Below are 21,611 nucleotides of genomic sequence, written 5' to 3'. Positions count from 1 at the left end.
TTCGGTTCCGCGATCATATTTCAGGCGGGAATTTGCGAGATTATTCGCCGGCATCGTGCGATACTAATGTTCATGAGACTATATCGACGCAGCGGTGAACTCTTCGCTTTTAACAAAAAGCTATCTTGTGATAGAGAGGCGCTTGAAGTCTTTACGCATGTCGTTATCGGAAAACCGGTCTCCACTTTTCCGCGACATGCTTTAGTTGCCTCTGCAATCGAAAGGCCTTGCGGCAATGACCAGCCATTCTTCTGAAAATGCCTCCTTTATGCTGGACGATGACACCCTGCATGAAGAGTGCGGCGTATTTGGCATACTTGGCCATGAAGACGCAGCCGCGCTGACCGCATTGGGCCTGCATGCCCTCCAGCATCGCGGGCAGGAAGCCGCCGGTATCGTTTCCTATCACAATCGCCGTTTTCATTCCGAACGCCATATGGGCCTCGTCGGCGATCATTTCACCGATGCAGCAACGCTGAACCGCCTGCCCGGTGACCGCGCCATCGGTCATGTGCGCTATTCCACCACCGGCGAGACGATCCTGCGCAATGTGCAGCCATTGTTCGCGGAACTGGAAGTCGGCGGCATTGCCATTGCCCATAACGGCAATTTCACCAACGGCATAACGCTGCGCAAACAACTGATTGCTTCCGGCGCAATCTTCCAGGCGACGTCCGATACCGAAGTCGTGCTGCACATGATCGCCCGTTCGCGCCATGCATCCTCGTCCGACCGTTTCGTCGATGCCATTCGTCAGGTCGAAGGCGGTTACGCCATGCTGGCGCTGACCCGCACCAAGCTGATTGCCGCGCGTGACGTAATCGGCATCCGCCCGCTTGTCATGGGTGAGCTCGACGGCAAGCCTATCTTCTGCTCAGAGACCTGTGCCCTCGACATTATCGGCGCGAAGTATGTTCGCGACGTCGAAAATGGCGAAGTGATCATCTGCGAGATCCAGAAAGACGGCTCCATCACCATCGAATCCATCAAGGCTGAAAACCCACAGCCGGAACGGCTCTGCCTGTTCGAGTATGTCTATTTCGCCCGCCCCGACTCCGTCGTCGGCGGTCGCAGCGTCTATGTCGCGCGCAAGAATATGGGCATGGAGCTTGCCAAGGAAGCCGGTATCGAAGCTGATGTTGTCGTGCCGGTGCCTGATGGCGGCACGCCTGCCGCTCTCGGCTTCGCGCAGGCAAGCGGCATTCCGTTCGAATATGGCATCATCCGCAATCATTATGTGGGCCGCACCTTTATCGAGCCGACGCAGCAAATTCGTGCACTGGGCGTCAAGCTGAAGCATTCAGCCAATCGCGCCATGATCGAAGGCAAGCGCGTGGTGCTGGTGGATGATTCCATTGTGCGCGGCACCACATCGGTCAAGATCGTTCAGATGATCCGCGATGCGGGCGCAAAGGAAGTGCATATCCGCGTGGCAAGTCCAATGATTTACCATCCGGATTTCTACGGTATCGACACCCCCCATGCCGATAAGCTGCTGGCCAACCAGCACAAAGACCTGGAATCCATGTGCCGCTATATCGGCGCGGATTCTCTGGCATTTCTTTCCATCGACGGGCTCTACAAGGCCGTTGGCGGGAAGCCACGTAATCCGAAAGCACCGGCTTTCACCGATCACTATTTCACAGGCGAATATCCGACCCGCCTCCTCGATCAGGAAGGCGAGAGCAATGTGCACACGCTGTCGCTGCTCGCAAGCAACGGCTGATCGCCCAATTCTTCACGCAGGCGGCCCAAAAGGCCGCCTGTTTCATGTTTTTGCATCATATGGGGACTAGATGAGCATCGACCTTACGGGCCGCATCGCACTGGTGACAGGCGCATCGCGCGGTATTGGCTATTTTCTTTCGCTTGAACTGGCAAAACGCGGCGCACATGTAATCGCAGTCGCTCGCACCGTCGGCGGGCTTGAAGAGCTGGACGACGATATCCGTAAACTGGGTGGCAATGCGACGCTGGTGCCTCTCGATATTACCGATATGGAAGCGATCGACCGCCTCGGCGGTTCCATTCATGAGCGCTGGGGCAAGCTCGATATCATGGTTGCCAATGCGGGTGTCCTCGGCACGATCTCACCGATTGGCCATGTCGAGGCCAAGACGTTCGAGAAGCTCATGAACGTCAATGTTACCAGCGTCTGGCGCCTCATTCGGTCCACTGATCCACTTCTGCGCGCTTCCGATGCCGGACGTGCCATTCTGCTCTCTTCCGGTGTGGCGCATACCTGCCGCGCGTTCTGGGGGCCGTATGCTGCCTCGAAAGCTGCTGTCGAAGTCATGGCGCGCAGCTGGGCAGAAGAAACGAAGCAGATGAAGCTCAAGATCAACTCGGTCAATCCGGGCGCCACCCGCACGGCAATGCGCGCGCAAGCCATGCCGGGCGAAGATCCGGAAACCCTGCCAACGCCGCAGTCGGTCGCTGAAAAGATCGTCAAGCTCGCCGATCCGAACCTTGAAGTCAGCGGCAAGCTTTTTGATGTGCGACAGGATCGCTTCCTCGACTATCATCTGCCGAGCTGATTTCGGTCCTCCGGCCTTGCCTATATGCAAGGCCGGTTCTATGTATTTACTTATTAATGTTTCCCGCCTGGCCATCTGTTGGCTCTTTTTTCAGCGGGCATTTCTCCCCCTCTCAGACCCCTTTGTCACGTGCTGCCAAATTTGGTGCGCGTTCCCTTTGCTATTGGAGAACTTATGATCAAAGATCACCAGCGTTTCATTATTATCAGCGGCGGGCCCGGATCAGGCAAAAGCACACTGATCGATGCACTCGAAAGGCAGGGCTTTCCCCGCACTGTGGAGGCTGGACGTGCCATCATTCAGGATCAGGTCGCCATCGGCGGAAATGCGCTGCCCTGGAGTGATCGCGCGCTTTTTGCGGAGCTTATGCTTTCATGGGAAATGCGCTCGCACACGATGGCGGAACAACAGCGTGGGACGGTCCTCTTCGACCGCGGTGTTCCTGACGTAATCGGCTATCTGATGTTGTGTAACCTGCCCGTTCCGCAGCATATGGAAGAAGCCGCACGGCAGTTTCAGTACAACAGAACAGTGTTTCTTGCTCCGCCATGGGCGGAAATCTTTGGTCAGGATGCCGAGCGGAAGCAGGATTTCGAGGAAGCCGCACGCACATTCGAGGCGATGGATAAAACCTACAAACGGCTTGGATATGAAATCGCGCTCCTGCCAAAATCATCGGTCGAGGAGCGCGTTGGTTTCATCAAACAGGCATTGCCATCAGTTTTCCTCTGACGGTGTATCCTCTTCGGTTCCGGCTTCTTCCTCCGCTTTTCGGTCAGCAGCTTCGCGCTTGTTCCAGGCAGCCAGACTGAACGGAAGAAACACGAGATAGGCGAGCGCCGTGAGGCTCAATGTCTGCCAGGTAAAGCTCATCAGGAACGCGACGTAAACCACCACGAACAGGATGAGCGGCATGACGATATCGCGCCGGACAAGGCTTCCGGCGGACTTACCGTTATAGACCGGCAAGCGGCTTACAAGCAGAAACGCGATTGCGACGGTATAGATCGCCACACCGAAAGCGAGCGCCCGCGTTGGTGTCAGACCAAGAAAGCCGAGGTAGACCGGCAACAGGACAAGCATGGCGCCTGCCGGTGCAGGCACACCGATGAAATAGTTGCTCTGCCATGCCGGACGGTTCGGGTCTTCGAGCATGACATTGAAACGCGCAAGCCGCAGGCAGCAGGCGATGGCATAAAGAAGTGCAGCAATCCAGCCGAACGAGCGCGCCTGATCGAGCATGAAGGCATAGAGCACCAGAGCGGGCGCGACACCGAAATTGACGATATCGGCGAGCGAATCCATCTGCGCGCCGAACTTCGATGATCCCTTCATCATGCGAGCAACGCGCCCATCAATGCCATCGAGAAAGGCTGCGACGAGCACCATCACGACGGCAAGCTCGAAGCGGTTCTCGAAAGCCAGACGGATGCCGGTAAGACCAGCACAGATGGCGAGAACTGTTATGACATTGGGAATGACGATACGCAGCGGTATCTGCGACAGCTTTGGGCCGCGCGATAAATCCACGCGGCCATTGGGCTCAAAAGGCGGAAAAGGCGTTTCCATCGGCTCAGCCGATCCGCACCACGGGCTCGCCGCGCACGCTGCCATAATCGGCGAGCACGGTTTCGCCTGCGACTGCCGTCTGGCCAACTGCAACACGAACGGTCGCATCGGCAGGAAGATACACATCGACGCGCGATCCGAAACGGATCAGGCCGAACCGCTCGCCCACGGACAAATCATCATCCTCGTTCGACCAGCAAACGATGCGCCGCGCGACCAGACCGGCAATCTGGACAACACCGATCTTGCCATGCGGGCTTTCGATAAGGACGCTGTTGCGTTCATTTTCCGTGCTGGCCTTGTCCAGTTCCGCGTTGAGGAACTTGCCCGGACGATGCACGACCTTCTCGATCTTGCCACGCACCGGAGACCGGTTGATGTGAACCGAGAACACATTCATGAAAACCGACACGCGCATGCGTGGTTCAGCGCCAAGATCCAGCTCGGCTGGTGGCACAGCCGGACCGACGAAGGAAACCTTGCCGTCAGCGGGGCTGATGACCAGATCGTCGTCCATCGGCGTCACGCGCTCCGGATCACGATAGAAGTAGATGCACCAGACGGTCAGCACCATGCCGATCCAGAACAACGGGTCCCAAAGCCAGCCCAGAATTAGCGAAACCACGAAAAAGCCCGCGATAAACGGATAGCCTTCCCGATGGATCGGCACGAAAGTATTGCGGATGGTGTCAGTAAGGCTCATCGCTCTTCCTTTGAGTTTGGCCGTTATTTACCTCATCCTGTTCAGAATCGAAATCCATTTCGCAAATTATTCACGGCTGTTAGGGCACGTGATCGCGCCCTAATATAACTAGCTGCCGATAAACTGCCTATTCCGCCGCCGGAACACCACGTGTGACGATACCCAATTCGTCGCTTTCGCGAACCTGACGCAGACGCTCTTCCGCCTCATCCGCCTCGCGCTGACGAGCCCACATGGACGCGTAAAGCCCCTTATGCTTGAGAAGCATGCGGTGAGTGCCGCGCTCGGCAATCAGACCGTCCTTCAGAACGATGATCTCATCCGCACTGATGACGGTCGACAGACGGTGCGCGATGACAAGCGTGGTACGCCCACGGCTAACGATGTCGAGTGCAGACTGGATTTCCTGCTCGGTCGCGGTATCGAGCGCGGAGGTCGCCTCATCGAGTATCAGGATTGGAGGCGCTTTCAGGATCGTGCGGGCAATCGCGACACGCTGTTTCTCACCGCCCGAAAGCTTGAGGCCGCGTTCGCCAACCATGGCCTGATAGCCTTCCGGCAGATGCTTGATGAAGCCGGAAATCTGCGCCAGCTCAGCCGCCTTTTCCACTTCTTCGGTCGTGGCATCAGGACGGCCATAACGAATGTTGTAAGCGATCGTATCGTTGAACAGCACAGTGTCCTGCGGCACCATGCCGATGACCTTGCGCAGGCTTTCCTGCGTGACGTCGCGAACGTCCTGCCCGTCGATGGAAACCGATCCCGACTGGACATCATAGAAGCGAAACAGCAGTCGCGAGATCGTGGATTTACCGGCACCCGACGGTCCGACTATCGCTACCGTCTTTCCTGCCGGAACTTCAAAACTGATGCCCTTGAGGATCGGGCGGTTCGCATCATAGGCAAAATGCACATCATCGAAACGGATTGCGCCGTGATCGATTTTCAATGCTGGTGCATTGGGCTTGTCGACGACTTCCTGCTTCACATCGAGGAGATCGAACATCTGCTCGATATCGGTCAAACCCTGACGGATTTCGCGATAGATGAAACCGATGAAATTGAGCGGGATGGATAGCTGCATCAGCATGGCATTGATGAAAACGAAATCGCCGATGGATTGCGTTCCGGCCCGGACTTCCAACGCCGACATGACCATGACCACCGCCATGCCGACACCAAAGATAACGGCCTGACCGAAGTTCAGCCAGCCAAGCGACGTCCAGGTCTGGGTTGCAGCCTTTTCATAGCGAGCCATCGAAGCATCGAAGCGCTTTGCTTCCATGTTCTCGTTGCCGAAATATTTGACCGTTTCGAAGTTGAGCAGCGAGTCGATTGCCTTGGTGTTGGCATCCGTATCGGAGTCGTTCATTTCGCGGCGAATATTGATGCGCCAGTCGCTCGCCTTGATCGTAAACCAGGTATAGAGCCAGACCGTCGCCGCGACCACGAGCAGATAGGAAATGCCGTAAGCGAAAGCGAAAATCACCGCCGTCAGTGCAAATTCGAGAATGGTGGGCAGGGTGTTGAGGATCGTGAAACGAACAATCGTTTCGATGCCCTTGGTGCCGCGCTCGATAACCCGCGAAAGCCCGCCCGTACGCCGTTCTAGATGGAACCTGAGCGACAGCTGGTGCATGTGCACGAAGGTTCGGTAGGCCAGCTGGCGCACCGCATATTGCCCGACGCTTGCAAACAATGCATCGCGAAGCTGGTTGAGGCCGGCCTGTACGATCTTGGCGCCGTTATAAGCCAGCACAAGCATCACTGCGCCGACCAGAAACAGCGGGATATAATCCGGCGGGTTCAATTGACCGGTCAAGGCATTCGTCACCCATTTGAAGAAATAGGGCACGAGGATGAGCACGATCTTGGAAATCACCAGATAGAACGTGGCCCAGACGACGCGCATACGCAGATCGGGCCTGTCGGACGGCCACATATAGGGCCAGAGATTTCGCAGTGTCTTGAACGTTTCGCCGGAGTCGGCGGAAACCGTTTTGGGGGAACTCATGGTGCGTTCTTTCAAGTCGGTGGGCTCAAGCGATTTCGTACGAGATGAAACTCCGTCATCGCTCTATCTATTTGTATTGACGCATCGCTTCCGAAAGCCACTTCGAGCTTTTCGAGATGCGCTCTATCTCTTTGTTTTCAAGCATGTCTTTCTCCCGAAACCGGTTCACACTTTCGGGAGACATGCTCTAGCCGCAGCATCTGCTCTTAAAGGAAGCAAAATGCGTGCGGACAGCGTTTAGTTGCTGCCAGTTGACGCTGTAACGCGAGGACTGGCGCTCAGGCCGATAGTCGATAAGACCAGCCTGCACGAGGACCTTGAGGTGTTGGGAAACCGTCGATTGCGCAAGGTCGAGCTTGCCGACAATATCCTTGCAGCAGCAGGCGTCCTCCATCATCAACTGGCGGATAATGCGAATGCGGACAGGATGGCCCAGCGCGGCGCAAATGCGCGCTGCCGCTTCATCGTCAATGCCGAGCTGCGCCAGATCGGCGACAGTTTCGGTCGAGCTTTTGTCCAGAACTATCTTCATCGTATATCGACGATATACGATTATGCTCAGAAGTTCAAGATTTGGAGACGTTCATTCCAGAAAAGACCGCCAAAGCGGAAACACACTATCGTGACTGACGTTTATTGCTGAAGCGCACCTCCCTGCGTTGGGAGCCGCGCTTCAGTTCCATGAACTCTCCGTCAGTTAGCGCGATCTTCCAACTGGCGCTTGGCTTCGCCATCGCCCAAGGGTTCCTTTGGCATGTTGAATACCTGACCCGGCCAGATGAGATCTGGATTGCGGATCTGGTCGCGGTTGGCGAGATAGATCGTCGTATATCGCGTACCCTTGCCATAGGCGCGCTTGGAAATCGTCCAGAGATTATCCCCACGCCGAATGATGACGGAGCCATCGACTTTCTGCAGTGGAGTTGCCGACGAAGCGGCCTTATCACCAATCGCTTCCGATGCAGCCGCCGTCTGACCGTCCGTGTCGGAAGCAACAGCCGAGATATTCTCGCCAGCTTCGCGACGGAACGGGACGCGGGCTGTGGCCAGAACCTGATTGGCATTGTCGAGCAGGTCGGCGCGAATGATGTAATCACCAACGCTGAGCGGTTGTTTGCTCTGCACGAGGAAACGGCCATCAGGCGAAATGAGGCTTGCGCCAAGCAATGCATCATTGGCGTGGACGATCACGCGATTGCCGCCCTTGGCTTTACCCGCCACGAAAACAGCCTGACCTTCAATCTCCACAGCCTCGATTGCAATCGGCAAATCCTGTGCAGGTTTGGCTTCCGGCTTGTCTGCCTTGGTCGCAGCTGCAGGGTTAGCTTCCGCATTGTCCTGTGGCTTCTCTGCCGTTTCTGGCTTGGTAATCAGGCGGCTCGCCTGCCCCGGCTCCTCAACCAGCGCCAGCACCTGCCCCGATTTGGTTTCAGGCACCGACACGATGGCGGTCTGCGCGGAAGTAGCGACATTGTTGTCAGCACCAGTTGAACGCAAGACCAGCTGATGATCACCTGCCTTCAAAGGATCATCCAGAACAATGGCAAAATCCCCACTGGCTCCGGCCTTGGCTTTGCCCACAACGGTGGCACCTGCGACAACCTCGACATCAGCGTTGGGAAGGGACTTGCCTGCGATCACGACCGAACCGTCAGGCTCGACACGAAGGAGGTCGAAAACCGGCGTTTTGCTGGCCTGCTCTGCGGGAGCGGCATCAGCCTGCTTGGCTGGCTCTTCGGATTGCACGCCTTGCGGCTTCGCATCGTTTGCCGCAACATCGCCCGCAGGCTTGGCGGCGTCTGGCGTCTTCGTCTCGGATGGCGTTGCTTCTGGCTGCGCTGGCGCATTGCTCGAAGCTGGTGCAGTGGCATTAGGTTGCGGGGCTTCAACGCGGGATCGTGTTGCATTCCAATAGAGGCCGAGCCCGACGACGATTGCGACGAGCCCGATACCGAGCAATCCTAAACTGTTCTTTTGCATTTCGTTTCGAAATCCACGCCAGAGACTATAATAGCGGGTTTATAGCTTTTGGCTTCCCCCTACAAGGAATCTGCACCGAAACAGCAAAAGGTACGAGGCTTTTTATTAGCTAGGTTACTGTTCTACACAGTTTGTCGGCTTTGATTGGTCCGGATCGTCCATAAGGTTATAGAGATCGGCCGTTTCGCCCTTGGTCCACCAGATATAGACGCCACCGGCATATTTGGCTCCAGACCCTGAAATGACGTTGGAAGCGACAATAGTCTCGTCTTCAAGCTCCAGTTCAGCAAGCGAAATATCACCAGCATTGTAGTAGGTTACCGAGACATTCTTCTCGCCACATTTATACAGAACGGAGTTGGTCGTTACTTCGGTATCGTCCGGCAGTTTGATGTTGATCTCGCCAGCCGATGCGGATGATGCGGCAAAGGTGAGCCCGAGAAACACAACCCAGTTCTTCATATCCAATCCACTTCTCAATCTGGAGTACATACGGATTGAGATATAACAATCACTGTGAATGTCCACCCGGAACCTGACGTAAACGGCTCACTGACGGCAATCTTCACTGCAAAATGAAATCGCAGACGCTTGACGCTGAAAGGTCAAAAGCGCACAAGAAAATCATGTCTGAGATTCGATCCATCTGTGTTTATTGCGGCTCGTCTACGGGCCTGAATCCCATCTATCGCGAAGCGGGCGTCACGCTCGGCCGGTCCATCGCCGAACATGGTCTGCGCCTAGTTTATGGCGGCGGCACGCGCGGCATCATGGGCGCGGTTGCGCAAGGCGTGATGGAGGCCGGCGGCGAAGTCACCGGCATCATTCCGACCTTCCTGCTCGACAAGGAAGCGAGCCTTGAAAAGGCCGAACAGCTCACCGAACTTATCGTCGTGGGTGACATGCATGAGCGCAAACACCTCATGTTCCAGAAGTCGGATGCGTTCGTCACCCTTCCCGGCGGCATCGGCACGGTTGAGGAAATCGTGGAAATGATGACCTGGGCGCAGCTCGGCAAGCATCGCAAGCCGATGGTGTTCGCTAACATCAACAATTTCTGGCAGCCTATGCTTTCGCTTCTTGAGCACATGACGACCGAAGGCTTCCTGCACACCGCACATCAGGTAAAGCCGCTGGTCATCAACAAGGCGGAGGACATCGTTCCCGCCATTATCGCTGCCAACGGCAAGGCGCATGAAGGCGACCAGAAGATCATCGAAAAGATGTGATTGCGGCTTTCGCCCAAAACACAAAACCGAGTAACAAGGGCGGAGTGATCCGCCCTTAATTTTATCCGGGAGGGGGTGATGAAGACGATCGGGCTTATAGGCGGGATGAGCTGGGAAAGCTCGCAGGAATATTATCGCATCATCAATCAGGAAATCCGCGCACGGCTCGGCGGCACGCACTCCGCCAAGAGCCTGATGTGGTCGATGGATTTTGGTGAAATCGAGCAGCTTCAGCATCAAGGCAAATGGGAAGAGCTGACCAGACTTATGATCGAGGCCGCGCAGAACCTTGAAAAGGGTGGCGCGGATTTCATCCTGATCTGCACCAACACCATGCATAAAATGGCCGCTGACGTTGAAAACGCCACATCGATCCCCCTTGTGCATATTGCTGACCCGACGGCGGAGAAGATCAAGGCCGCAGGCTTGTCCAAAGTCGGGCTCCTAGGCACCGCCTTCACGATGGAGCAGGATTTCTACAAAGGCCGCCTCGTAGCCAAACATGGGCTTGAGGTTCTGACGCCCGACGATGCCGACCGCAAAACCGTGCATGACATCATCTATCAGGAACTGGTCGTCGGCGAAATACGCGATGCGTCACGCGAAAAATACCGCGCCGTCATCAATCGTCTGGTTGAGCGCGGGGCTAGAGCCATCATTCTCGGCTGCACCGAAATCATGTTGCTCATCGGTCAGCAGGATAGCCCCGTGCCGGTATTCGATACGACGCGCCTACATGCAGAAGCGGCGGTGGATTGGGCGTTGATTTAAACGCTCACTTCTTCACCAGTGTCGCCACGGCCTCAACATGTGGCGACCAGAGGAACTGGTCAATCGGCGTGACGCGCGTGACGCGATAGCCGCCCTTCACCAGAATGGCCAGATCGCGGGCGAGCGTCACCGGATTGCACGAAACCGCGACAACCTTCTCCACCTTGGATTTTGCCAGTTCAAGCGCCTGTTCTTCCGCACCTGCGCGCGGAGGATCGAAAACCACGGCGTTATAAGGCAGCAACTCCTTCGGCATCAGCGGACGGCGAAACAGGTCGCGACGTTCGACTGAAACGGGCTTCAATCCCTGCACATGGCGCACGCCACGGTCGAGAGCTGCAAGGGCCAGCGCGTCGTTTTCAACGGCATGAACTGCACTTTTTTCTGCAATCCGCAGCGCAAATGTGCCGACACCGCAGAAGAGATCTGCAACGCGTTTTGCTTTGCCAAGATGCGAAAGGACGAGCGAAACCATTGCTTCCTCGGCATCGGCAGTTGCCTGCAAGAAGCAACCCGGCGGAACCGGAACCGGAACCTTGCCGAAATGGATGAGCGGCTTCTTCGGCTCCACGATGATCTCGCCTTCATGCGAAAGGCGCGCAAAGCCCTTTTTCATGACAAGCGCGGTCAGCGCGCGCCGTTGCTCATCGCTCAGCTTACCGCAACCGCTTGCCGCAAGATCGAGGCCGGATTCCGTCTGCGTCGCTGCCAGCTTGAACGGTTTGGAGCCGGGTGCAATCAAGGCCCCGACTTCACGCAGATCGTCAAGCCGCGCAATGATTTCCGGAACGGTTACCGCGCATTCGACGATATCGATGATTTCATGGCTGAGGTGACGGTTGAAGCCGAGCAACACGCCCTTCTCCGTCTTGCGCGCCGCAAAAACAGCACGGCGGCGTGTGCGCGGCTGGCAAGCCACCAGAGGCGCAACCTCCGTGTCGATCCCCCTGCCCTTCAGCGCGGAGACAACCAGTTCTCGCTTCCACAGGCGATAGGGTTCATCCTGCCAATGCTGCAGCGCGCAGCCGCCGCAATCCTCGAAATGCTGGCAGGCAGGCGCCTGCCGTTCAGGCGATGTTTCGAGAAGCGCCATAACCGTCGCGCGGTTCTTGTCGCGCGCAACATTGGCCACTTCGCCCGGCAGTGTGAAAGGCACATAAATCTGGCCATCAGGAAGGTTGGCGACGCCATCGCCGCCCGCACCAATCGAGCGGATTGTTAATTGCGTCGTCATTGGTCCTTCTTTCCTGCCAGGAGATATTCACGATTGCCATCGCCGCCTTCGATGGGCGACGGGCAGAGGCCGAGCGCGCGCCAGCCGGGCAGCGTCTCAAGCCATGATTTCAGTTCTTCTGCTATGCGTTCGCCATCTTTCGGATCGCGCAAAATGCCGCCCTTGCCGATAGCCTCGCGGCCCGCTTCAAATTGCGGCTTTACGAGAAGCGCGCAGATAGCACCTTTTTGCGCAAAGGCCAATGCCGGAGGCAAGGCGAGTTTCAGCGAAATAAAACTCACGTCCGAAACCACGCAATCGATTTCGCGTCCATCGAGATGGGAAAGTTCCAGCGCACGAGCGTTGAGCCCTTCCTTGTTGGTGACGCGTGGATCGGCGCGCAGGGTCTCGTGCAACTGGTCGTGGCCGACATCGATGGCAAGAACATGACTTGCGCCGCGCTCCAGCAAAACTTGCGTGAAACCGCCTGTCGATGCGCCTATGTCGAGCGCGGTGCGCCCCTTCACATCAAGCTCGAAATGGTCAAGCGCCGCGATAAGCTTCAAGGCAGCGCGAGAAACATAAGCACTCGCCGGATCATCCACGGCGATCTTTGCGGTGCGCAAAACCGTCTGGCCCGGCTTGGTGACGGGCTTGCCGTCCACCTTGACCGTGCCGCGCTGGATTGCATCACGCGCCCGCGAACGCGTTGCAAACAGTCCAAGCTCCACCAGCAGTTGATCGAGCCGCAGGTTCTTGTCGCTCGTTTCTCCGCTCATCGGTCAGGCGCTGAATGGCGCTGCAACCGCCTCGCGGCCAAGAGCTGCAAACACCGCATGCACGATGCCTGCCCGGTCAAGACCGGCCTCAGCATACATAGCGTCCGGCTTGCCGTGGTCCTGATAGCTATCCGGCAATGTCAAAGCCCGCACCTTGAGGCCACGATCTAGAAGGCCGTCGGTTGCAAGGAATTGCAGTACATGGGAAGCAAACCCGCCAACAGCCCCTTCTTCCACCATCACCAGTACTTCATGTTCGTGTGCCAGACGACGGATCAGATCCTGATCGAGCGGCTTGGCAAAACGCGCATCGGCAACCGTGGTCGAAAGACCGGCAGCACCCAGCTCATCGGCGGCGGCAAGACATTCCTGCAAACGCGTCCCGAAGGACAGGAGCGCGACCTTTGTACCCTCACGCACGATGCGGCCCTTGCCGATTTCGAGCAGTTGTCCACGCTCTGGCAGGTCAACACCGACACCGTCGCCACGCGGATAGCGGAAAGAGATCGGGCCTTCATCATATTCGGCAGCCGTGCGCACCATATGGCGCAGTTCGGCTTCATCCGATGCAGCCATCACTACAAAACCGGGAAGAGCTGCGAGAAAGCCCGTATCGAAGGAGCCTGCATGGGTCGGGCCATCGGCACCAACCAGTCCGGCGCGATCAATGGGGAAGCGCACCGGCAGATTCTGGATCGACACGTCATGCACGACCTGGTCGTAACCACGCTGCAGGAAGGTGGAATAGATCGCGCAGAAGGGCTTATAGCCCTCGCTGGCCAGACCGGCGGCGAAGGTTACCGCATGTTGCTCGGCAATACCGACATCGAATGTGCGCTGAGGAAACACTTCGCCAAAAAGATCAAGCCCGGTGCCCGATGGCATGGCGGCGGTGATTGCCACTATTCTGTCGTCGTGACGGGCTTCTTCGATCAGGCTGGTGCCGAAAATCTTGGTGTAGCTCGGTGCATTTGCAGGCGGCTTCGACTGCTTGCCGGTGATGACGTCGAACTTGTTGACGCCGTGATATTTATCGGCAGCAGCTTCTGCAGGCGCATAGCCCTTGCCCTTCTGCGTCACCACATGAATGAGCACCGGGCCTTCCTGCGTATCGCGTACGTTTTTCAGGATCGGCAGCAGATGATCCAGATTATGGCCGTCGATAGGACCGACATAGTAAAAACCAAGTTCCTCGAACAGGGTGCCGCCTGTAAAGAAGGCACGCGCATATTCTTCTGATTTGCGGGCCTTGTCCTGCAAAAACTTCGGCAGTTTCTTGGCGACCTGCTTGGCGGCCTCGCGAACGCTGCGATAGGTCTTGCCGGAGACAAGACGCGCCAGATAGGCGCTCATCGCACCGGTCGGCGGCGCAATCGACATATCATTATCGTTGAGGATGACAATGAGGCGCGCGTCGAGCGCACCAGCATTATTCATAGCCTCATAGGCCATGCCTGCCGACATGGAGCCATCGCCAATGACGGCAATAACATTGCGCTTTTCGCCCGAAAGATCGGATGCGACCGCCATGCCGAGGCCAGCGGAAATCGATGTCGATGAATGTGCAGCACCGAAAGGATCATATTCACTTTCAGTACGCTTGGTGAAACCCGAAAGACCGCCGGTCTGGCGCAATGTGCGGATACGGTCGCGGCGCCCGGTCAAAATCTTGTGCGGATAAGCCTGATGACCAACGTCCCAGATGATACGGTCGTGCGGTGTGTCGAAGACATGGTGCAATGCCACTGTCAGCTCCACCACTCCCAGTCCCGCTCCCAGATGCCCGCCGGTGGTTGAAACCACGTCGATCAGCTCTGCACGCAATTCCTGCGCGAGCTGCGGCAGATCAGATTCCGGCAATGCGCGCAGGGCTTCCGGGATCGGCGCCTTGTCAAGCAATGGGGTCGTGGGTCGGGACATTAAAACAACCTGTTTCTGGTTCGGTTTTGTTGTCGGTATAGCAGCAACGCGACAGGATCAAGCAGGGCGGGACATCGTGTCCTACAGCGGGAGGCAATCCACATTATTCAGGCAGAGGTATGAAATCCTTCTCGTCACCGGGCACGATGTCGAAACGCCCGCTGCGCCATTCTTCCTTGGCCTGCTCTATCCTCTCTCGAGATGAGGATACGAAGTTCCACCATACATAGCGCTTCGAGCCGAGAGTTGCACCGCCAAAAAGCATAATATGAGCACCTTCCGGCCCGGCCTGCACGACAATATCGTCGCCAGGGCGGAATGCCAGCAAACGGTCCGGCGGGAAGACCTCACCGCCAATGCCGACATTGCCCTGCAGCGTATAGATGGCGCATTCTTCGGCCACGGGCGGAATCGGAAAGCGCCCGTTCGGTTCTATACGAATATCCGCACAAAGCGTATCGGCGTGCTGGATCACTGGAGACTTCAGCCCCAGCATGGAGCCCATGATCAGCCGACCGGAGAAATCGCGATCCTCCATCACCGGCAGTTCTGGCGCATTGGTGTGAAAAAATTCCGGGCTGATTTCTTCCAGCGCATCGGGCAGCGCGAGCCAGGTCTGAATGCCGGAAATGGACAGTGGCCCGTTGCGCTCCTCTTCTGGCGATCGTTCGGAATGCACGATGCCACGACCGGCGGTCATGAGGTTCGCGTCACCGGGACGAATAACCATTTCGGTGCCGAGACTGTCTCTGTGGCGGATATGTCCGTCAAACAGATAGGTCACGGTCGAAAGTCCGATATGCGGGTGCGGGCGCACATCCAGCGCATCACCATCCCTCAGAACGGCGGGTCCCATGCGATCAAAGAAAATGAACGGCCCGACCAGACGGCGGCGCACGGTCGGCAAGGCTCGCCGCACTTCCAGTCCACCGATGTCGCTTGTGCGTGGAATGACCAGCGTTTCAATGCTGTCTACCGACGTCTTGTCGCCAAGAACCGGATCAGGACACGGAAAGAAACTCATGCAACGCAACTCCAGCTATTGCTCTACAACGCTTATATAAGCGGCGCCGTCATTTTATCGAATGTAGCCCCAAAACAAAACCGCACCGACAAGCGGTGCGGTTCGATCAGGATGCAAATTCTGTCAGCGTCCCTGCAACAGCTTGGAAAGCGAGCTGGCGTCAGGTACCTGTCCGTTTGTCGTCAGCTTGTCCACCAATCCCGGCAGAACCTGCGACAGCTGATCCAGAAGTTCCTGCTGGTCGATACCGGCGTGCTGAGCAATTTCGCTCAGTGTTTTCTGGCCGATTGCGTCGCCAAGCTGGCCCGGCTCGATTGAATGATTGGTTCCCTGGCCGACCCAGGAATCCACCTTTTCACCGAGGCCAGCCTGTTTCAACTGATCAAGGAGGCCGCCAAGACCGCCGCCCAGTGAACCCGGAGCCGAGGGAGCTGCTGAGGCATTTCCGGCAGCCGCACCGCCAAGCAGACCACCAAGCCCGCCAAGGATACCGCCAAGCAGGCCGCCGCCTGCTTGCGACTGATCCGGTACTGGTACGGGCTGCGCCTGAGTGGCCTCCGTCTCTTCGCTATTACCCTTCAGCATCTTGCCGATCAGCAGGGCGCCGAGCGCAATCAGAACCGGTTTCGCGAGGCTTCCGCCGGGAATGGGCGAATTGCCTGAGTTGTCGTCATAACTTCCCATCACACGATACTCCCTGTTATCCGATGCCAACTGTGCATTCGGTAAGTTAAAGTTAAATGGGTTTCCCGATTTGACAAGCATTATACCTTGCAAATTTTATAGCAGTGTGAAAATTTCCTAAGTGCGTGATGCAAAAGTGTATTTACGCATCGGGAGATATTAGATGTCTGTTATAAGCTGGATAATACTAGGCTTGATTGCCGGCTTCATCGGCAGCAAGATCGTTAATAAAAGTGGCCAGGGCCTGTTCCTGGATATTGCTCTCGGCATTGTCGGCGCCATTGTCGGCGGTGTGATCTCGTCTCAGCTTTTTGGACGTGGCGTCACTGGCGCATTCGATCCGATCAGCCTTGTTATCGCGATCATCGGCTCAATAATCGTGTTGTGGGTATACCACGCAATTACCGGCAAGCGTTCCATCGGCTGATGTGATAGTTACAGATTTCAGGCTCCGGCTCGTCCGGAGCCTTTTTAGTTCTGTCGGCCGAAAGACCTGCCAATCCATGAGCTTTCTGGAACCATATATTGCAGCCTATGGCGCGCTCGCGCTTTTCGTAATCGTATATTTCGAATCTTTCGGTGCACCATTGCCCGGTGAGAGCGCCCTTATAGCAAGCTCGCTGCTTGCCTTGCATGGAACGCTCAATATCGAAGCCGTACTGATTGCCGTATTCATCGGCGCCGTACTTGGCGATTGCACCGGATACCTGATCGGCCGTTTCGGTGGCCGCCGCCTGATCCTGCGATACGGGCACCTCGTCAAGCTGACGCCTGAACGGCTGGAACAGTTCGAGAAACTTTTCGACAGCAAGGGAATTTACGTGGTCGCGACGGCTCGTTTCGTCGTGCTCCTGCGACAGCTCAACGGCATCGTTGCGGGTTCGATGAAAATGAACCCGCTGCATTTTCTGGCGGCCAATATCGTCGCAGCTGCAGGATGGACACTGGTCTGGGGCCTAGGTCCCTACATGCTGAGCGGGATTCTCGCGCCTTATGTCACCCAGCTCAAAACGCTGTTCTGAGCAGAATTATTGGACCAGTTTATTCCGGATCGAGCGGTTCGGTTCCGACCGGCTGGCCGTCGCGGCCAATGCGAATCTTCTCCACCTTGTCCTCGGCAGACTTCAGAAGCGTATCGCAATGCTTTTTCAGAGCCTCGCCACGCTCATAGATGCGAATGGACTCTTCCAGCGGCACGTCGCCCCGCTCCAGATCGTCGACGATCTTCTCAAGCTGCTTCAACGCATCCTCGAAGCTCATTACTGCAATGTCGGCGTTGGACGGTTCGGTTACCATGATTCATCCTTTCAACAGCCGCGTAATATGCGTAGACGCGGACTGCGACAAGCCCTCTAGATCATATCCACCTTCAAGCACACTCACTAGCCGGTGATCGCAGAACCTTTCTGCCCGCTCCATGAGTTTGCCCGTCGCCCAGTCAAAATCCGCTTCGTCAAGATTGAGCTCGGCCAGCGGATCGCGAAAATGAGCATCGAAGCCCGCCGAAATAAGGATCAAATCTGGCCGGAAATTGTCCAAAGCGGGCAATACACGACTATTAAATGCCTCGCGGAATTCGCGGCTTCCCGTATCGGGGGAAAGCGGTGCATTGAAGATGTTGCCGACGCCGGTTTCGTCCTTCGACCCCGTTCCGGGATACAAGGGAAACTGATGCGTCGAACAGAACAGGACGCTTGGATCGTCCTTGAAAATATCCTGCGTTCCGTTGCCGTGATGGACATCCCAATCGACGATAGCGACACGTTCCGCGCCATGACGCTGCTGTGCATGACGGGCGGCAATCGCAATATTGTTGAAAAGGCAAAAGCCCATCGCAGTGGAACGCTCAGCATGATGTCCCGGCGGGCGGGCTGCAACGAACACGTTGTTTGCAGCACCGGAAAAGACATCATCGACCGCCGCTGTCGCCGCACCAATCGCCGTCAGCGCTGCATCCAGACTTTTCGGGCTGACATAGGTGTCGCCGTCAAGCTTCACCACGGGCGCTGGCGCTGCCTCGTCCGAAGCAGGCTCCGGTATTTCGGCGCGTATGGCTTCCAGATGCTTTTCCGGATGGGCAAGCAACACTGACGCCTCGTCGCCGCGCGGCGCTTCCACCCGGTCGAGCCGATAGAAATCCGGCCCCTCCAATTCGCTCATCAAGGCACGGATACGATCCGGGCGCTCGGGATGGCCGGGCGGGGTCAGATGTTCGAGATAGATCGGATGCCAGTAAAGCCGTGTCGTCATCGATTCACTATAGCATCTCACCGGCACATGACCATGACGGCCATGCGCCAGCTTTGTCTGAAGGAGACTAGATGATTTCCGTACGGGCGATGTGGATGCCGAAACCTTCAAGGCCAACATAGTGACGCTCACGCGATGCCAAAAGCACAATCGACGTGATTCCGAGATCCTTCAATATCTGCGCACCAAGGCCGATCTGACGCCATTCCTCCTCGCGGGCAACCGCTTCGGCATGGCTTTCATGCTCGCTCTGGATCGCGTCACGGGCGCGGGTGTCGTGGTGATCGGAACGCACGCCAACAGAACCTTCGCGCAGATAGACCAGTACGCCGCGACCTTCCTTGCCCATCTTTTCCATGATGGCATCGAGATTGCTGCCACCTTTGCCAAAGACATCGTTCAGCACATCTTCGCGATGCAGGCGGACCGGCACTTCCTCGCCGTCACGAATATCGCCGAACACGACGGCTACGTGCTGCATGGGTTCCCATGGCAGTTCGTAGGTGTAGGCATGGGCCGCACCTGCACAGGTCTTGACCGGTGCATCACCAACGCGCTTGACCAGCGTTTCCTTGCGCTGGCGATAGGCGATGAGGTCGGCGACCGTAACCCGATGCAGCGTGTGCTTTTCAGCAAAGGCCTTCACGTCCGGACCACGCATGACGGAACCGTCATCATTGACCAGTTCGCAGATAACGCCGATGGGCGGCAGGTTTGCGAGCTTGCAGAGGTCGACAGCGGCTTCCGTATGGCCGGAGCGCATCAAGACGCCGCCTTCGCGGGCAACCAGCGGAAAAATATGGCCGGGACGCACAAAATCCGAAGCACCGGCATTCGGGTTCGCCAGATTGCGCACGGTCAGCGTGCGGTCTTCTGCCGAAATGCCGGTCGTCGTGCCATGGCGGTAATCGACCGTCACAGTGAACGCTGTTGTGTGAGCGGATTCGTTTTCGGCAACCATCGGCGCGAGGTTGAGACGCTTGGCTTCGTCGCGAGTCATCGGCGTACAGACGATGCCGGACGTATGGCGGACGATGAAGGCCATCTTTTCCGGCGTGCAATGCACGGCGGCAACAATCAGGTCGCCTTCGTTCTCGCGCCCGTCATCATCCATGACCACAACGATTTCGCCGCGTTCGAAAGCGCGAAGCGCATCCACGACCTGTTTCTGGTTATAGCTCATTTCGACCTCTATGTGTCAGGCAACCAACGGGCCCTATCGTCGGTCAGATATGGCCAATATGGCCGAATTCAATCACATGCGGCCAGTCTGGCCCCAAGTTAGTCAGACGCGGCCAGTCTGGCCGCGGTGACGCAGATAATGATCTGCAATCGCACAGGCCACCATCGCCTCGCCGATCGGTACGGCACGAATACCCACACACGGATCGTGACGACCCTTGGTCATCACATCCACTTCCTTGCCGTCCTTGTCGATGGAGCGGCGCGGGGTCAGGATCGACGAGGTCGGCTTGACGGCGAAACGCGCCACAACCGGCGCACCAGTCGCAATGCCACCGAGAATCCCGCCAGCATGATTGGACAGGAACAGCGGCTTGCCGTCATTGCCCATGCGCATTTCGTCGGCGTTCTCTTCGCCGGTAAGACGGGCAGCCTCGAAACCGTTGCCGATTTCCACACCCTTCACGGCGTTGATCGACATCAGCAGGCTGGCAATATCCTGATCGAGCTTGCCGTAGATCGGCGCCCCGATACCAGCAGGCACACCTTCAGCGATAATCTCGATGACTGCGCCGACCGACGATCCGCTCTTGCGAATGCCATCAAGATAGTCTGCGAACAACTCGACCGAACCGGCATCCGGCGAGAAGAAAGGGTTGTTGTCCACTTCCGACCAGTTCCAGCGACGGCGGTCGATACCGTGCACGCCCATGGCCACCAGCGCGCCCTTGACCTCAAGCCCCGGCACGACCTTGCGCGCTATGGCGCCTGCTGCCACACGAGCTGCCGTTTCGCGCGCCGACGAACGTCCGCCGCCGCGATAGTCGCGAATGCCGTATTTGACGTCATAGGTATAATCGGCATGACCGGGACGATACTGACGGGCAATCTCGCCATAATCCTTCGAGCGCTGATCGGTGTTCTCGATCATCATCGAGATCGGTGTGCCAGTCGTCGTCATGGTCACGCCGTCGTCGCCCAGAAGAACACCGGAAAGCACGCGAACCTGATCCGGTTCGCGGCGCTGCGTCGTATATTTGGACTGGCCGGGCTTGCGCTTGTCGAGATAGGCCTGAATTTCGGCTTCCGTGAACGTAATGCCGGGCGGGCAGCCGTCAACAACGCAACCGAGCGCCAGACCGTGGCTTTCGCCCCAGGTGGTTACGCGGAACAGATGACCGAAACTATTGTGAGACATGCGCGACGCCTGAATAAATTGTCCTTGTCCGGAGCGGGTCAAGGAGAGAGCAGCTACTTTACGGCCCGGTTTTATTGAGCTTTTTGACGCCGGTCAAATCAAGCTCCTTGAGGACGTAAAATTTCCTTCTGAAGTTCGATATCCGGCATTTTTTTTGACACATTCCGCACGCTACACTGTGGGATATCCGGCGCAACGCGCTGAAAATCGCAATCACGACAATCGTGTCGAATCGGTCAGGCGACAACCCAACCCGAGGCACAACCAAAGGAACGGAAAGTCATGCATTATCTGGTCGGATTAATTCTCATCGTGGCGTCGCTTTTCTCGACGGTAGCGATGGCAGACGATGCCGAAGGCAAGATCACCGGTATCAACAAGGACAGCGAAACCATAACACTCGATGACGGCCAGACATACAAGCTGCCCGGTGAGTTCGATTACAGCGCGATCAACAAGGGCATGAAGGTCCTTATCATTTATGACATGGTCGACAGCACGCGCTTCATCACCGACATTCAGGAAGCGCCGTAAGCACGCCCCCAGAAAGAGAATGAG

At 56.9% G+C, this 21,611-nt stretch carries 23 protein-coding genes; 8 read left to right on the top strand and 15 right to left on the bottom strand.

What is annotated here, in order from left to right; all coding sequences use genetic code 11:
* The first annotated feature begins 235 nt into the window (after positions 1-235).
* The 3 genes from purF to ABDF71_RS04075 all read left to right on the top strand — a co-directional run bounded on the left by purF (position 236) and on the right by ABDF71_RS04075 (position 3,269).
* Positions 236-1,726: an amidophosphoribosyltransferase gene (gene purF / locus ABDF71_RS04085; protein WP_012090830.1), complete on the top strand. Its 1,491-nt coding sequence runs from the start codon at positions 236-238 to the stop codon at positions 1,724-1,726.
* A 70-nt stretch (positions 1,727-1,796) separates the two neighbouring features.
* Positions 1,797-2,537, top strand: coding sequence for an SDR family NAD(P)-dependent oxidoreductase (locus ABDF71_RS04080; RefSeq protein WP_012090829.1), 741 nt, complete (start codon positions 1,797-1,799; stop codon positions 2,535-2,537).
* Between the two features lie 174 nt (positions 2,538-2,711).
* Entirely contained in the window at positions 2,712-3,269 is a 558-nt protein-coding gene (locus ABDF71_RS04075) for an AAA family ATPase (protein ID WP_012090828.1), read from the top strand.
* Here ABDF71_RS04075 and pssA read toward each other — a convergent pair.
* The 6 genes from pssA to ABDF71_RS04045 form a co-directional block, all read right to left on the bottom strand.
* Entirely contained in the window at positions 3,255-4,106 is an 852-nt protein-coding gene (gene pssA / locus ABDF71_RS04070) for a CDP-diacylglycerol--serine O-phosphatidyltransferase (RefSeq protein WP_012090827.1), read from the bottom strand. The genes ABDF71_RS04075 and pssA overlap by 15 nt on opposite strands.
* A 4-nt stretch (positions 4,107-4,110) precedes the next feature.
* Positions 4,111-4,809 carry a phosphatidylserine decarboxylase gene (locus ABDF71_RS04065; RefSeq protein WP_012090826.1) on the bottom strand — a complete coding sequence of 233 codons (699 nt, stop codon included), beginning with the start codon at positions 4,807-4,809 and terminating at the stop codon, positions 4,111-4,113.
* Between the two features lie 127 nt (positions 4,810-4,936).
* Entirely contained in the window at positions 4,937-6,823 is a 1,887-nt protein-coding gene (locus tag ABDF71_RS04060; RefSeq protein WP_029925553.1) for an ABCB family ABC transporter ATP-binding protein/permease, read from the bottom strand.
* 187 nt (positions 6,824-7,010) lie between these two features.
* A complete protein-coding gene (locus ABDF71_RS04055) occupies positions 7,011-7,355 on the bottom strand; it encodes an ArsR/SmtB family transcription factor (RefSeq protein ID WP_010658373.1) in 345 nt (114 codons plus the stop codon).
* Between the two features lie 161 nt (positions 7,356-7,516).
* The gene (locus ABDF71_RS04050; protein ID WP_151615814.1) at positions 7,517-8,803 is read right to left on the bottom strand and encodes an Ig-like domain-containing protein; all 1,287 of its coding nucleotides are present in this window, start codon (positions 8,801-8,803) and stop codon (positions 7,517-7,519) included.
* A gap of 114 nt (positions 8,804-8,917) precedes the next feature.
* Positions 8,918-9,265: an MliC family protein gene (locus ABDF71_RS04045; RefSeq protein ID WP_029925558.1), complete on the bottom strand. Its 348-nt coding sequence runs from the start codon at positions 9,263-9,265 to the stop codon at positions 8,918-8,920.
* Between the two features lie 164 nt (positions 9,266-9,429).
* Here ABDF71_RS04045 and ABDF71_RS04040 point away from each other — a divergent pair, with 164 nt between their 5' ends.
* Positions 9,430-10,032, top strand: a complete 603-nt coding sequence (locus ABDF71_RS04040; RefSeq protein WP_041545285.1) for an LOG family protein — start codon at positions 9,430-9,432, stop codon at positions 10,030-10,032.
* A gap of 78 nt (positions 10,033-10,110) precedes the next feature.
* Positions 10,111-10,803 (top strand): aspartate/glutamate racemase family protein, encoded by a 693-nt coding sequence (locus tag ABDF71_RS04035; protein WP_012090821.1) that lies wholly within the window; start codon positions 10,111-10,113, stop codon positions 10,801-10,803.
* 4 nt (positions 10,804-10,807) lie between these two features.
* Here the strand turns inward: ABDF71_RS04035 and ABDF71_RS04030 are convergent, their stop codons facing one another.
* From ABDF71_RS04030 to ABDF71_RS04010, 5 genes are all read right to left on the bottom strand, one after another.
* Positions 10,808-12,037 (bottom strand): class I SAM-dependent RNA methyltransferase, encoded by a 1,230-nt coding sequence (locus tag ABDF71_RS04030; protein ID WP_151615816.1) that lies wholly within the window; start codon positions 12,035-12,037, stop codon positions 10,808-10,810.
* Positions 12,034-12,795: a TlyA family RNA methyltransferase gene (locus tag ABDF71_RS04025; RefSeq protein WP_012090819.1), complete on the bottom strand. Its 762-nt coding sequence runs from the start codon at positions 12,793-12,795 to the stop codon at positions 12,034-12,036. The genes ABDF71_RS04030 and ABDF71_RS04025 overlap by 4 nt, the downstream gene beginning before the upstream one ends.
* Before the next feature lie 3 nt (positions 12,796-12,798).
* A complete protein-coding gene (gene dxs / locus ABDF71_RS04020) occupies positions 12,799-14,715 on the bottom strand; it encodes a 1-deoxy-D-xylulose-5-phosphate synthase (RefSeq protein ID WP_151615817.1) in 1,917 nt (638 codons plus the stop codon).
* A gap of 103 nt (positions 14,716-14,818) precedes the next feature.
* Positions 14,819-15,739 carry a pirin family protein gene (locus ABDF71_RS04015; protein WP_151615818.1) on the bottom strand — a complete coding sequence of 307 codons (921 nt, stop codon included), beginning with the start codon at positions 15,737-15,739 and terminating at the stop codon, positions 14,819-14,821.
* Between the two features lie 123 nt (positions 15,740-15,862).
* The gene (locus ABDF71_RS04010) at positions 15,863-16,423 is read right to left on the bottom strand and encodes a YidB family protein (RefSeq protein WP_012090816.1); all 561 of its coding nucleotides are present in this window, start codon (positions 16,421-16,423) and stop codon (positions 15,863-15,865) included.
* Positions 16,424-16,586: 163 nt separating this feature from the next.
* Between ABDF71_RS04010 and ABDF71_RS04005 the strand changes: the two genes are divergently transcribed.
* Both ABDF71_RS04005 and ABDF71_RS04000 read left to right on the top strand, forming a co-directional pair.
* Positions 16,587-16,850 carry a GlsB/YeaQ/YmgE family stress response membrane protein gene (locus ABDF71_RS04005; RefSeq protein ID WP_006466196.1) on the top strand — a complete coding sequence of 88 codons (264 nt, stop codon included), beginning with the start codon at positions 16,587-16,589 and terminating at the stop codon, positions 16,848-16,850.
* 76 nt (positions 16,851-16,926) lie between these two features.
* Positions 16,927-17,445, top strand: coding sequence for a DedA family protein (locus ABDF71_RS04000; RefSeq protein WP_012090815.1), 519 nt, complete (start codon positions 16,927-16,929; stop codon positions 17,443-17,445).
* 19 nt (positions 17,446-17,464) lie between these two features.
* Here the strand turns inward: ABDF71_RS04000 and ABDF71_RS03995 are convergent, their stop codons facing one another.
* The 4 genes from ABDF71_RS03995 to aroC all read right to left on the bottom strand — a co-directional run bounded on the left by ABDF71_RS03995 (position 17,465) and on the right by aroC (position 21,053).
* Positions 17,465-17,719 carry an exodeoxyribonuclease VII small subunit gene (locus ABDF71_RS03995; protein WP_002963588.1) on the bottom strand — a complete coding sequence of 85 codons (255 nt, stop codon included), beginning with the start codon at positions 17,717-17,719 and terminating at the stop codon, positions 17,465-17,467.
* Positions 17,720-17,722: 3 nt separating this feature from the next.
* Positions 17,723-18,673, bottom strand: coding sequence for a histone deacetylase family protein (locus tag ABDF71_RS03990; protein ID WP_040129795.1), 951 nt, complete (start codon positions 18,671-18,673; stop codon positions 17,723-17,725).
* A 67-nt stretch (positions 18,674-18,740) separates the two neighbouring features.
* Positions 18,741-19,856 carry a 3,4-dihydroxy-2-butanone-4-phosphate synthase gene (gene ribB, locus ABDF71_RS03985; protein WP_012090813.1) on the bottom strand — a complete coding sequence of 372 codons (1,116 nt, stop codon included), beginning with the start codon at positions 19,854-19,856 and terminating at the stop codon, positions 18,741-18,743.
* A 102-nt stretch (positions 19,857-19,958) separates the two neighbouring features.
* On the bottom strand, positions 19,959-21,053 hold the full coding sequence (gene aroC / locus ABDF71_RS03980) for a chorismate synthase (RefSeq protein WP_010658360.1): 1,095 nt from the start codon (positions 21,051-21,053) through the stop codon (positions 19,959-19,961).
* Between the two features lie 282 nt (positions 21,054-21,335).
* On the opposite strand from aroC, the gene ABDF71_RS03975 reads away from it, so the two are divergent.
* Positions 21,336-21,587 (top strand): DUF1344 domain-containing protein, encoded by a 252-nt coding sequence (locus ABDF71_RS03975; protein ID WP_010658359.1) that lies wholly within the window; start codon positions 21,336-21,338, stop codon positions 21,585-21,587.
* The last annotated feature ends 24 nt before the right edge of the window (positions 21,588-21,611 follow it).

The sequence above is a fragment of the Ochrobactrum sp. WV_118_8 genome (genome assembly GCF_039631535.1).
Classification (GTDB): Bacteria; Pseudomonadota; Alphaproteobacteria; order Rhizobiales; family Rhizobiaceae; genus Brucella; species Brucella anthropi.
Note: the sequence above shows the minus strand (reverse complement) of the source record. Positions and strands in the feature narration are given on the sequence as shown.

Excerpts from the sequence above, each read along its gene's own strand:
- ABDF71_RS04030 (WP_151615816.1), bottom strand. The coding sequence starts at position 12,037 with ATGACGACGCAATTAACAATCCGCTCGATTGGTGCGGGCGGCGATGGC.
- ABDF71_RS04035 (WP_012090821.1), top strand. The coding sequence starts at position 10,111 with ATGAAGACGATCGGGCTTATAGGCGGGATGAGCTGGGAAAGCTCGCAG.
- ABDF71_RS03995 (WP_002963588.1), bottom strand. The coding sequence starts at position 17,719 with ATGGTAACCGAACCGTCCAACGCCGACATTGCAGTAATGAGCTTCGAG.
- ABDF71_RS04010 (WP_012090816.1), bottom strand. The coding sequence starts at position 16,423 with ATGGGAAGTTATGACGACAACTCAGGCAATTCGCCCATTCCCGGCGGA.
- ABDF71_RS04000 (WP_012090815.1), top strand. The coding sequence starts at position 16,927 with ATGAGCTTTCTGGAACCATATATTGCAGCCTATGGCGCGCTCGCGCTT.
- ABDF71_RS04065 (WP_012090826.1), bottom strand. The coding sequence starts at position 4,809 with ATGAGCCTTACTGACACCATCCGCAATACTTTCGTGCCGATCCATCGG.
- ABDF71_RS03975 (WP_010658359.1), top strand. The coding sequence starts at position 21,336 with ATGCATTATCTGGTCGGATTAATTCTCATCGTGGCGTCGCTTTTCTCG.
- ABDF71_RS04015 (WP_151615818.1), bottom strand. The coding sequence starts at position 15,739 with ATGAGTTTCTTTCCGTGTCCTGATCCGGTTCTTGGCGACAAGACGTCG.
- ribB (WP_012090813.1), bottom strand. The coding sequence starts at position 19,856 with ATGAGCTATAACCAGAAACAGGTCGTGGATGCGCTTCGCGCTTTCGAA.
- ABDF71_RS04075 (WP_012090828.1), top strand. The coding sequence starts at position 2,712 with ATGATCAAAGATCACCAGCGTTTCATTATTATCAGCGGCGGGCCCGGA.
- ABDF71_RS04045 (WP_029925558.1), bottom strand. The coding sequence starts at position 9,265 with ATGAAGAACTGGGTTGTGTTTCTCGGGCTCACCTTTGCCGCATCATCC.
- pssA (WP_012090827.1), bottom strand. The coding sequence starts at position 4,106 with ATGGAAACGCCTTTTCCGCCTTTTGAGCCCAATGGCCGCGTGGATTTA.
- ABDF71_RS04080 (WP_012090829.1), top strand. The coding sequence starts at position 1,797 with ATGAGCATCGACCTTACGGGCCGCATCGCACTGGTGACAGGCGCATCG.
- purF (WP_012090830.1), top strand. The coding sequence starts at position 236 with ATGACCAGCCATTCTTCTGAAAATGCCTCCTTTATGCTGGACGATGAC.
- aroC (WP_010658360.1), bottom strand. The coding sequence starts at position 21,053 with ATGTCTCACAATAGTTTCGGTCATCTGTTCCGCGTAACCACCTGGGGC.
- ABDF71_RS04005 (WP_006466196.1), top strand. The coding sequence starts at position 16,587 with ATGTCTGTTATAAGCTGGATAATACTAGGCTTGATTGCCGGCTTCATC.
- ABDF71_RS04060 (WP_029925553.1), bottom strand. The coding sequence starts at position 6,823 with ATGAGTTCCCCCAAAACGGTTTCCGCCGACTCCGGCGAAACGTTCAAG.
- ABDF71_RS04050 (WP_151615814.1), bottom strand. The coding sequence starts at position 8,803 with ATGCAAAAGAACAGTTTAGGATTGCTCGGTATCGGGCTCGTCGCAATC.
- ABDF71_RS04055 (WP_010658373.1), bottom strand. The coding sequence starts at position 7,355 with ATGAAGATAGTTCTGGACAAAAGCTCGACCGAAACTGTCGCCGATCTG.
- ABDF71_RS04025 (WP_012090819.1), bottom strand. The coding sequence starts at position 12,795 with ATGAGCGGAGAAACGAGCGACAAGAACCTGCGGCTCGATCAACTGCTG.
- dxs (WP_151615817.1), bottom strand. The coding sequence starts at position 14,715 with ATGTCCCGACCCACGACCCCATTGCTTGACAAGGCGCCGATCCCGGAA.
- ABDF71_RS04040 (WP_041545285.1), top strand. The coding sequence starts at position 9,430 with ATGTCTGAGATTCGATCCATCTGTGTTTATTGCGGCTCGTCTACGGGC.
- ABDF71_RS03990 (WP_040129795.1), bottom strand. The coding sequence starts at position 18,673 with ATGACGACACGGCTTTACTGGCATCCGATCTATCTCGAACATCTGACC.